The organism is Flavobacterium sp. UBA7680 (assembly GCF_002482975.1).
Classification (GTDB): Bacteria; Bacteroidota; Bacteroidia; order Flavobacteriales; family Flavobacteriaceae; genus Flavobacterium.
Genome location: NZ_DLHA01000019.1, coordinates 1 through 10401 on the forward strand (window position 1 = coordinate 1; position 10401 = coordinate 10401).

General features: G+C 33.4%; 11 protein-coding genes (1 of these 11 only partly in view). 7 read left to right on the plus strand and 4 right to left on the minus strand.

Features of this window, described 5'->3' with window-relative positions; genetic code table 11:
• The 4 genes from B3C18_RS04945 to pheT all read left to right on the plus strand — a co-directional run.
• A partial coding sequence (locus B3C18_RS04945; RefSeq protein ID WP_291143327.1) for an efflux RND transporter permease subunit occupies positions 1-1495 on the plus strand: 1495 nt, incomplete at its 5' end.
• 65 nt (positions 1496-1560) lie between these two features.
• Positions 1561-2871 carry a TolC family protein gene (locus tag B3C18_RS04950; protein WP_291143331.1) on the plus strand — a complete coding sequence of 437 codons (1311 nt, stop codon included), beginning with the start codon at positions 1561-1563 and terminating at the stop codon, positions 2869-2871.
• 27 nt (positions 2872-2898) lie between these two features.
• Positions 2899-3762 (plus strand): bestrophin family protein, encoded by an 864-nt coding sequence (locus B3C18_RS04955; RefSeq protein ID WP_291143335.1) that lies wholly within the window; start codon positions 2899-2901, stop codon positions 3760-3762.
• A 135-nt stretch (positions 3763-3897) separates the two neighbouring features.
• On the plus strand, positions 3898-6318 hold the full coding sequence (gene pheT, locus B3C18_RS04960; RefSeq protein ID WP_291143338.1) for a phenylalanine--tRNA ligase subunit beta: 2421 nt from the start codon (positions 3898-3900) through the stop codon (positions 6316-6318).
• 285 nt (positions 6319-6603) lie between these two features.
• Here the strand turns inward: pheT and B3C18_RS04965 are convergent, their stop codons facing one another.
• The gene (locus tag B3C18_RS04965) at positions 6604-6978 is read right to left on the minus strand and encodes a hypothetical protein (RefSeq protein WP_291143341.1); all 375 of its coding nucleotides are present in this window, start codon (positions 6976-6978) and stop codon (positions 6604-6606) included.
• Between the two features lie 298 nt (positions 6979-7276).
• Between B3C18_RS04965 and B3C18_RS04970 the strand changes: the two genes are divergently transcribed.
• Entirely contained in the window at positions 7277-7711 is a 435-nt protein-coding gene (locus B3C18_RS04970; RefSeq protein ID WP_073481372.1) for a hypothetical protein, read from the plus strand.
• A 331-nt stretch (positions 7712-8042) separates the two neighbouring features.
• Here B3C18_RS04970 and B3C18_RS04975 read toward each other — a convergent pair whose 3' ends face one another.
• Complete coding sequence (locus tag B3C18_RS04975) at positions 8043-8297, minus strand: hypothetical protein (RefSeq protein ID WP_159439046.1); 255 nt, start codon at positions 8295-8297, stop codon at positions 8043-8045.
• Between the two features lie 168 nt (positions 8298-8465).
• Between B3C18_RS04975 and B3C18_RS04980 the strand changes: the two genes are divergently transcribed.
• Complete coding sequence (locus B3C18_RS04980; protein ID WP_291143350.1) at positions 8466-9128, plus strand: sensor histidine kinase; 663 nt, start codon at positions 8466-8468, stop codon at positions 9126-9128.
• Positions 9112-9762 (plus strand): response regulator transcription factor, encoded by a 651-nt coding sequence (locus tag B3C18_RS04985; RefSeq protein ID WP_291143353.1) that lies wholly within the window; start codon positions 9112-9114, stop codon positions 9760-9762. Before B3C18_RS04980 ends, B3C18_RS04985 begins: the two co-directional genes overlap by 17 nt.
• Here the strand turns inward: B3C18_RS04985 and B3C18_RS04990 are convergent.
• Together B3C18_RS04990 and B3C18_RS04995 are read right to left on the minus strand one after the other, a co-directional pair.
• Positions 9759-10271: an adenine phosphoribosyltransferase gene (locus B3C18_RS04990; RefSeq protein ID WP_291143355.1), complete on the minus strand. Its 513-nt coding sequence runs from the start codon at positions 10269-10271 to the stop codon at positions 9759-9761. The two genes, B3C18_RS04985 and B3C18_RS04990, sit on opposite strands and share 4 nt — an antisense overlap.
• A gap of 92 nt (positions 10272-10363) precedes the next feature.
• On the minus strand, positions 10364-10401 hold the 3' portion of the coding sequence (locus tag B3C18_RS04995; RefSeq protein WP_291143358.1) for a recombinase family protein. The gene runs 1543 nt beyond the window's last position; 38 of the gene's 1581 nt are visible here — the last part of the coding sequence; its start codon lies off the right edge, out of view; the stop codon is at positions 10364-10366.

A 10401-nucleotide genomic window follows, 5' to 3' on the forward strand; every position in this document is an offset into this window, starting at 1 on the left:
TGCTTGTTTTGGATTGATTTATTTGTTTTTTACTATACTTCCAAAAGAAACTGCTCCTTATGATGACAGAAGTTCTGTAACCATGAGAATGACCACTCCTGAAGGCTCTTCTTATGAATATACCAACCGTTTTATGCAGGAAATATCAAAATTGGTTGATGATTCTATTCCGGAGAAAAAAGTTAGCTTGGTAATTACCGCAGGAGGTTCTGGAGGTTCTGCAACAAATTCCGGTTTTATCAGGCTTTCGCTGAAAGAACCAGACGAAAGAAACAAGTCTCAAAAAGATATTGCTGATCAATTATCAAAATGGACTAAAAAATACCCAGATGCTAAAACATCCGTGATTCAGCAGCCTACAATTGCCGTGAACCGACGTGGAGGTCTTCCGATTCAGTACATTATTCAGGCTCCAACTTTTGAAAAACTAAGAGAAAAAATCCCTGTTTTTATGAATGAGGTAGGTAAAAGCGATGTTTTCTCGACAACAGATGTCAATTTAAAGTTTAATAAACCTGAAATCAACGTAAGTATCGATCGTGAAAAAGCTGAGAGTTTAGGGATTTCTATTATTGATATTGCGCAAACTTTACAGCTTTCGTTAAGCGGACAACGTTTTGGATATTTCATTAAAAATGGAAAACAATATCAGGTTATTGGTCAGTTTGATCAAAAAGACAGATCAAAACCTCTGGATTTAACTTCGATGTTTGTGAAAAACAAAAGTGGACAATTAATTCAAATGGACAACGTTGTGAATGTTGTTGAGCAGAGTAATCCGCCGCAATTGTACCACAACAATCGTTATATGTCGGCAACTGTTTCTGCAGGTTTAGCACCGGGAAAAAGTATCAGCGACGGTATTGAGGAAATGGACAGAATTAAAGCTAAAGTTTTAAACGAAAGTTTTACAACAGATTTAAGTGGAGAATCGCGAGATTTTGTGGAAAGCAGCTCGAATACTTCTTTTGCTTTTGGATTAGCTTTATTATTGATTTTCTTAATTCTTGCAGCACAATTTGAAAGTTTTATCGATCCATTAATTATCATATTAACAGTACCAATGGCGGTTGCGGGAGCTTTATTTTCGCTTTGGTTATTCAATCAAACCTGGAATATTTTCAGCCAGATTGGAACCGTAATGCTTATTGGTCTGGTAACTAAAAATGGTATTTTGATTGTCGAATTTGCCAATCAGTTACGAGAACAGGGCAAGCCAAAAATGGAAGCTATTCTTGAAGCCTCAGAAGCACGTTTACGTCCTATTTTAATGACGAGTTTAGCCATTGCATTAGGAGCATTACCAATTGCAATGTCACTTGGAGCTGCTTCTACAAGTAGAATTGGTATGGGAGTTGTAATTGTGGGAGGAACTATTTTCTCACTTGCTTTGACTTTATTTGTTATTCCGGCGATTTATTTTATGTGGTCTAAAGCCAGAAAACATTATCCTGAATTTGATCGTATCGACGAATACGAAAAAGAAAGTAAATAATATTAGCCGCGAATTCACGAATTAGTTTTATACAATTTGTGAATTCGAGGCAAAAGAAAAATAATATGAATATTAAGAATATATACTGCACTTTAATAGTTCTGTTCTTTTGCATTGCTAAAACAAATGCACAGGAAGTTTTGACTATTGAAGAAGCAATGAAAATCGCTTTAGAAAATAATTTTGAGATTAAAATTGCCAAAAATAATTCGACAATAAGCGAAACAAATGTTACTGTTGGAAATGCAGGTTTACTGCCAACCGCTACAGCTAATATTGTAGACAACAACAGTGTTACAAACTCAACTCAGGTACGTCAGGACGGAACATCAACTACATTAAACAATGCAAAAAACAACAGTTTAACGTATGGAGTTAGTTTAGGCTGGACGGTTTTTGACGGAATGAGAATGTTTGCAAGATACGATCAGTTAAAAGAACTTCAAAAATTAGGCGATTCAGAATTAAAAAGAACAATTCTCGTAAAAATTGGTCAGGTAAATTCTGCTTATTATGATTTAGTGCAGCAACAGCATCAATTAGCGGCTTTAGACACTACAATCGTAATTTCTAAACAAAGAGTAGAATTGGCACAAAATCGTTTCACCATTGGTAAAGCTTCGAAATTAGAAGTTTTAAATGCCCAGGTTGATTTAAATACAGATCAGGTTACATTATTGAGACAAAAAGAATCGTATGCCAATGCTAAAATATTATTGAACCAATATTTAGCGCGTGACCCAAAAATTAATTTCAAAGTAACTGATTTAGTTACTGTTGATGAAAAACTGGTTTTAGCCGATTTAATGAATTTGGCACAAAAACAAAATCCGGCTTTAGAATCGCAAATTATCAATAAACGTATTGCCGAATTACAGCTGAAACAAGTAAAAGCAAGTCGATACCCAACTGTAAATTTAACTTCTGGTTATAATTTTTCTGAAAGTCAGTCGAGTTTAGGATTTACAAGCGAAAACTCTTCGAGAGGTTTTACCTACGGTTTTAATGCTTCGATGAATATTTTTGACGGATTTAATCAGCATCGAAATGAAAAAGTTGCTAAACTTCAAATCGAAAATTCTCAAATTGCAATCGATCAGCAAAATATGATTTTGAATACGCAATTAAGCACTGCTTTTCAAACGTATTTAACTAATTTAGAACTTATTGATTTAGAAGAAAATAACGAAGCAATCGCCAGACAAAATTTAGAAATTACTTTAGATAAATTCAGAATCGGAACTATCACAACCATTGATTTTAGAACGGCTCAGCTCAATTATGTAAACGCAAAAGTTCGTTACAGCAACGCACAATACGAAGCAAAATTATCTGAAATTGCCTTAAAAGAATTAGCAGGAAATATTAATTTTTAAACTAAATTTGTTTCAAAACAAACTTAGATGATCTCTTATAATACCAAAGAATGGTTTACGTTCATATTCCATTTTCATAAATCAGATACCGTTAGAAAACTATTTCCAATCATGATTGCGATTGGTGTTTATGCCGCAGCCGTTGGATATCTGGAAGTTGAATACTTTAAAGTTGGCAAAAACGATTATATCCACAACATTCCTATTATGCACGGAATGCTTGGTTTTGTAATTTCGTTATTGCTGGTTTTTAGAACAAACACCGCTTATGACCGCTGGTGGGAAGGACGTAAACTTTGGGGAGGTTTGGTAAACAGCAGCCGTAATCTGGCTATAAAACTTTCGGCTATTTTAAAAGACGAAAACGACAGGAGCTTCTTTAGAAAATTTATTCCGCTATATGCTGATATTCTGCACAAACATTTAAAAGATGCTGACACCAGTAAACAGCTTTTTGAAGATGTTGATTTAGAAATTGACCATCATAAACACAAGCCCAATCAGCTTAAAAGAATCATGTATCATAAAATCAATGATTTGTATGATGCAAAGAAAATTACAGGCGATCAGTTAATCATTTTAAATGACGAACTGCAGTCGTTTACAGATATCTGCGGTGCGTGCGAGCGTATCAAAAACACGCCTATTCCCTACTCTTACAGCGCTTTTATCAAGAAATTTATCTTCTTTTATACCATGACGCTTCCGTTTGGGTATTCTATTAGTTTGGGATATTTTGTAGCGCCGGTTGTCGTTTTTATATTTTATGTTTTGGCGAGTTTGGAGCTTATTGCTGAGGAAATCGAAGATCCGTTTGGAGATGACGAAAACGATCTTCCAACAAAAAAGATTTCTGAAAACATCAAAAAACATATTGAAGAATTGATTTAAAGAAGCTAAAAATCAAAAGAATAACGTACAATTTTGAGTTTACCAAACGTTTTAAGGCAGAAAAACCAAATAAATTCTTTCTTACTACAATTCTCAATCCTTATATTTGTATCCTGATAAAAGAATAAAACTAACATGAAAATATCTTATAACTGGTTAAAACAATTCATTAAAACGGATTGGACATCTGAGCAAACTTCTGAATTATTGACAGATCTGGGTCTTGAAGTTGAAGTTGTTGAGAAATACCAGTCTATTAAAGGCGGATTAGAAGGTGTTGTTGTAGGTCATGTACTTACGTGCGAAAAACACCCTGATGCTGACCGATTAAACATTACTACAGTAAATATTGGTTTAGAAGCTCCTGTACAAATTGTATGTGGCGCTGCGAATGTGGCTGCGGGACAAAAAGTTCCTGTTGCAACTATTGGAACTGTTTTATATGATAAAGAAGGCGTTGAATTTACTATTAAAAAAGGTAAAATTCGCGGACAGGAAAGCCACGGAATGATTTGTGCCGAAGATGAATTAGGTCTTGGTACGGGTCACGACGGAATTATGGTTCTGGATGAAAATCTGGTTCCGGGAACTAAAGCTTCTGAAGTTTTTCAAATTGCAGATGATGAAGTTTTTGAAATTGGTTTAACACCAAACCGTGCCGATGCTATGAGCCACTATGGAACTGCGCGTGATTTAAGAGCCGGAATGCTTCAAAGAGGTGTAAACGTAGAATTGATTACTCCATCTGTAAGCAATTTTAGAGTTGACATGCGTACGCTTAAAATTGATGTTAATGTTGAAGAACCAGCTTTAGCTCCAAGATATTGCGGTGTAACGATTTCAGGAATTACCGTTCACGAATCTCCAAAATGGCTTCAGGATCGTTTAAAATCGATTGGTTTGACGCCAAAAAATAATATTGTCGATGTTACTAATTATGTTTTACACGAATTAGGACAGCCGCTTCATGCTTTTGATGCTGCAAAAATCACTGGAAAAGTAATTGTAAAAACATTGCCTGAAGGAACAAAATTCACCACTCTTGATGATGTTGAAAGAACATTGCATGCTGAGGATTTAATGATTTGCGACGAAAAAGGCCCGCTTTGTATTGCTGGTGTCTTTGGAGGAAAAAAATCCGGAGTTTCTGACGGAACAACTTCTATTTTCTTAGAAAGTGCTTATTTTGATGCGGTAAGCGTTCGTAAAACAGCAAAAAGACATCAATTGAATACCGATGCTTCTTTTAGATTTGAAAGAGGAATTGATCCAACAATTACAGAATATGCTTTAAAACGTGCGGCTATCTTAATTCAGGAAGTTGCGGGTGGAAAAATTACATCAGACGTTGTAGAAGTTTATCCTAAAAAAGTAGAAGATTTTTCAGTTTTATTGAATTTCAGCCACGTTTCTAAAATCATTGGACAGGAAATCCCAAAAGATACGATTAAAAAAATCCTTGTTTCTTTAGATATTAAAGTAAACAGCGTTTCTGATACTGGTTTAGGTTTAACTATTCCTGCGTATCGTGTTGATGTTCAAAGAGAAATTGATGTTATCGAAGAAATTCTAAGAGTTTACGGTTACAACAATATTGAGTTTTCTAAAAAATTCAATGCAACGGTAGCTAATTCTCCAAGAACAGAAGATTATAAAGTACAAAATGTTATCGCTTCTCAATTAAACTCACAAGGTTTTCACGAAATGATGGCAAACTCTTTAACAACAGCTGCGTATGCAAAATTATCGACTGTTTTAAAAGAAGAACATAATGTAACAATGCTAAATCCTTTAAGCAGTGATCTATCAACAATGCGTCAGTCGTTGTTGTTTTCTGCTCTTGAAGCGATTTCATACAATATCAATAGAAGAAATTCTGATTTAAAATTATTTGAATTCGGAAAATCGTATCATAAATACCTAAACGGTTACGAAGAACATAAACATTTAACTTTGTCTATTTCTGGAAACAGAAATAAAGAAAGCTGGACAACACCGCAAAAAGGAACTGATTTCTTCTTGTTGAAAGGTTATGTAAAAGGTATTTTGGCCCGTTTGGGAATTGAAAAAATTTCGAATGCTCCGGTTCAGTCTGATGTTTTCTCAGAAGGAACTTCTATTTGCTATAACAATGATACATTGGTAGAAATGGGAGTTGTGAAGAAATCGATTTTAAAGCATTTCGGAATTAAACAAGATGTTTATTATGCTGATTTCAACTGGGATTTGATTTTGAAAATCATTACTGGAAAAATTAAATATACGGAGATTCCTAAGTATCCGGAAGTTCGTAGAGATTTAGCTTTATTAATCGACGAGAAAACAACTTACGAAAGTATTTTTAACTTGGCGAGACAAACGGAAAAAGCGCTTTTAAAAGACATTAATTTATTTGATGTTTATCAGGGCGATAAGCTTCCGGAAGGCAAAAAATCGTATGCTTTAAGCTTTACAATCCAAGATAATACAAAAACACTTACTGACGCTCAGATTGATAAAATCATGTCTAAATTACAACAGACTTTTGAAACTGAACTTGGTGTAAGCTTAAGATAAAATCTTAAAGTTATAAAATAACAAACCCGACAGGTATTATACTTGTCGGGTTTATTTTTTGTTTCATGTTTCAAGTTTCATGTTTTTTTTCAAGTTTCAGGTCTCAGGTGGTTGCCTGAGTATCGTTTTACCATAAAATTCGCAAAGAATTTCACAAAGTTTATTGAAAGTTTTTGTTGACCCACATCTTCAAAACATTTCCTTCTTTACGCAATCCTTTGCGGACTTTGCGGTAAATTAACAAGCTGCCAAGCCTGAAACCTTAAACACCAAAAAACAAAAACACTAACTAATTAAATATCTATTCCAAATTTGATCCCCCAGTTTCTGAATACCTGTCCCAAGATTTTCAGTTTCTAATTTTTGACGTGAATTGTCATCAAATATGAGTTCAAGATATATTCTTCCGTATTCTTCACTTACATTCCATCTTCCTGTATCTTTTTGAGAAGATTCACTTGGCGCGTACAAACCGCCGCCGGAAACACTTCTAAAAGATTCTTTTAAATAAACCGCGCTAAAATCTGAATACAAATAAATAGCGTATTTTATTTCTTCATACCAGCCTCCGCCAGAGTAATCCCTGTCGCTGTTTGCTCTTTCCAGACGAAGCACTTTATTAGATAAAGTGTTTACCATTTGATCGACTAAATAACTCATAATCTTAATTATTGATTGTTAGTTATAAATTTTCACTCTGTCTTTTCTGCTGAAAGAATTTTCTTTACTGCTGTTTATGTGCTTTTAACATCCGTTTTTATTCCTAAAAATTGACATCGTAAAATTATTTAATTACAAAATAGTATTAAGCCGTATTTTAACCCGTTTTTTTAGATAATTTTACTGTAGAAAAAAGGGTATTTTTCCCCTTGTTTTGTTTTTTGGCATAAAATAATTTTGTCGCTACAATTAAAAAAACTGTAAACTAAACCAGTAACCAATTAAATTAAAAATAACAATGAAAAATCCACCCGCAAAACCGAATCAGTTAATATCGAAAGAATTTGCAAAACAATTAAATGTTAACTACAACAATAAAAAAGCGGCATCCTTAACTGGAAAACGTGCTAAAAAAGAAGATGCAAACGCTATTTGGTATTCATTAGAAGCTTTAGAAAGTTATATACATTATATTAAAACCAATGGCGCAAAAGACGGATATAACGTAGATGGAATACGTTTTTATTTTGGTGTATATCCAGATGATGAACAACATGGCGACAAAGCCGGATTAACAACCCTATTCTTGGTTCCAACAGGAAAAAAAGTTGAAGATAATACCGCAAAAGTTCAAAGTTTTGCAATGGTGCAAGAATCGGCTCCAGCTGATATTCAAAGTCTTGAACCTATGAATTACGGTAATATCGGTAGACCGCCAAGCTTAATCTATTAATAAAAACTATGTTTGAATTTTTAAGATCGTATATCATTTATTTAGCTTTATTATCAGGAGGCATCGGATTAATTTCAATGCATAAATTACCTGGTAATAAAGCTAAATTTTTAGTAATTTTAATCTTTTTTTCTGCACTAATAGAATTAGTGGGATATTATTTTACCTATTTGACAGGCTTATTAAATTATTATGTCTATAATTTCTACATGTTTGTCAGCTTCTCTGCCTATATACTACTGATCCGAAGTCTTTTGTCGAAGATAAATTACAGGATGACGGCAGTTTTCTTTTTAATTCTGTTTATTGTTTCTTTCTTTTTAAACATTATTTATTTTAAAGAAGATACAAATCGTTCCTTTACATACAGTTTTGCCATAGGAGTAATGTTAGTATTAATATTATCCTGCTTATATTTGGTGGAGATTTTTAATTCAGACAAAATTTTAAATTTCAAACGATCTGTTTTTTTCTGGTACATTTTAGGAATATTGGTTTTCCACGTTCCTTTTACGCCTTTTATGTTAGCCATCAATTGGTTTCTTATTAAACAAGACGAATCAGTATTTAGCTTAGTATTGTTCATCTTAAATTTTTTAGCACATAGTTGTTATATTATAGGTTTTTTATGGAGCGAAAAGAAATACAACTATTAGTAATTTCATTAGGTATTGTTTTTTTTACTTTACTAGCCGTTGTACTTGTACTTTTTTTTTATTTTTTAAAGAAGAAGAACAGCTATTTGGTCGAAAAAATGGAATCTGAGATGTATTTCCAATCGGAATTGGTAAAAACCCGAATCGAAATTAAAGATCAGACGCTTTCTGAAATCAGTAAAGAACTTCATGATAATATTGGCCAGATTATATCGGTTGGAATCATGCAGCTTAATATATCAATAAGCAGTAACAGTATTCAGGTAGAAGAATTAAAAGATCTTAAAAATGTACTTGCAAAAGCACTCGACGAACTCAGAATTTTATCGCGCATTATAAATAAAGATAATTTACTGCAAAGCAACTTTATTGAAGCTATAAAACAGGATTTAATACGTATAAAAAAACTTAGAAAAATTCAGTATCGCTATAATTTAACTGGAGAAATTCCGAAGATAAGCGAAGAACATGATTTATTTATTTACCGAATCTTTCAAGAAGCTTTACACAATAGTTTAAAACATTCTCGCAGCGATTTATACGAAGTAAATATTGTAACAACTGAAGACCTTTTTCAGCTAAAATTAAAGGATTTCGGAATTGGCTACGATCCTCTTAAAGCAAATTCCGGACAAGGATTAACTAACATGAAACTGCGGGCTAAACTTATTGGAGCGCAATTAATCATGGAATCAGATTCATCAGGAACAACCGTAACTTTAGAATACCCTTTAAATACCACCAATGAAACCGAATACTAAAAGTAAAATTATTATTGTCGACGATCATCAGCTTTTTTCCCAATCATTAGAACTTTTAATTAAAAGTTTTGGAGACTACGATGTTATCGAGCGATTTGAAAACGGAAAGTTGTTTATTTCCTATCTTGAGGAAAATCCGGATACTAATATCGATTTAGTATTATTAGATGTTAATATGCCTGTTTTAGACGGTTTAAGCACCATGAAATGGGTTAAGGAAAACAGACCTAATTTAAAAGTAATTGCGCTTTCTGTAAACGACGATGAAGAAATCATTATAAAAATGATTACAAACGGTGCAAAAGGTTATTTATTGAAAGATACTTCACCCGAAATTTTTAAGGAAGCTATTGAATGTGTTATCGAAAAAGGATTTTATTTTACCGAATTAGTTTCTGGAATGCTTGTAAATAAAGTCAATAGCGATAATAAAAAAATCAGTTTAAAAGAAAAAGAACTGGTATTTATAAAGCACGCCTGTACTGAGATGACGTATAAAGAAATCGCCTCAGAAATGTGTTTAAGCCCCAAAACCATTGATGGTTACAGGGAATCTTTATTTGATAAGTTAGAGATAAAAACGAGAATAGGTTTAGTTTTGTACGCTGTTAAACATAAAATTGTTTTTGTTTAGTAAGACAGAGCTGCAAAAATTGGAAACTCTTTGATTTTTTCTCTTCCGTTAAGGAAAGTCAGTTCCATTAAAAAATTACATTGTACAATTTCACCGCCTAACTTTTCAACCAGTTCGCAGACTGCTTTTGCAGTTCCGCCAGTTGCCAGTACGTCATCGTGAATTAATATGCGGTCTCCTTTTTGAATGGCATCGGTATGCATTTCTAGGCTGTCCGTTCCATATTCTAATGCGTATGAAGCCGAAATCGTTTCATACGGCAGCTTTTTAGGCTTCCTTACCGGAATAAATCCTGCATTTAGTTCTTGTGCCAATAACATTCCGAAGAAAAAACCACGACTTTCTGCCCCTACTACCTTATCAATTTTCTGTCCTTTTAAAGAATTTACCAAAATTGATAAGCATTCTCGCCTCGCTTCAACGTCATTTAAGAGCGGAGTGATATCTTTAAATAAAATTCCTTCTTTAGGAAAGTCCTGAATATCACGTATATAATTTTCAATCTTCATTTTTTTTTATTTTTCTGTATTTTTTTGCTTGTTTATCTCACATTTATCTCTATATTTGCACCCGCAAACAGCGTTCAACAAAGCTACGAAAATTAGCTGAACCAAGCAAAAAGGCCTCGTGGCGCAACTG

Excerpts from the sequence above, each read along its gene's own strand:
- B3C18_RS04950 (WP_291143331.1), top strand. The coding sequence starts at position 1,561 with ATGAATATTAAGAATATATACTGCACTTTAATAGTTCTGTTCTTTTGC.
- B3C18_RS04955 (WP_291143335.1), top strand. The coding sequence starts at position 2,899 with ATGATCTCTTATAATACCAAAGAATGGTTTACGTTCATATTCCATTTT.
- pheT (WP_291143338.1), top strand. The coding sequence starts at position 3,898 with ATGAAAATATCTTATAACTGGTTAAAACAATTCATTAAAACGGATTGG.
- B3C18_RS04965 (WP_291143341.1), bottom strand. The coding sequence starts at position 6,978 with ATGAGTTATTTAGTCGATCAAATGGTAAACACTTTATCTAATAAAGTG.
- B3C18_RS04970 (WP_073481372.1), top strand. The coding sequence starts at position 7,277 with ATGAAAAATCCACCCGCAAAACCGAATCAGTTAATATCGAAAGAATTT.
- B3C18_RS04975 (WP_159439046.1), bottom strand. The coding sequence starts at position 8,297 with ATGAACAATACTAAGCTAAATACTGATTCGTCTTGTTTAATAAGAAAC.
- B3C18_RS04980 (WP_291143350.1), top strand. The coding sequence starts at position 8,466 with ATGGAATCTGAGATGTATTTCCAATCGGAATTGGTAAAAACCCGAATC.
- B3C18_RS04985 (WP_291143353.1), top strand. The coding sequence starts at position 9,112 with ATGAAACCGAATACTAAAAGTAAAATTATTATTGTCGACGATCATCAG.
- B3C18_RS04990 (WP_291143355.1), bottom strand. The coding sequence starts at position 10,271 with ATGAAGATTGAAAATTATATACGTGATATTCAGGACTTTCCTAAAGAA.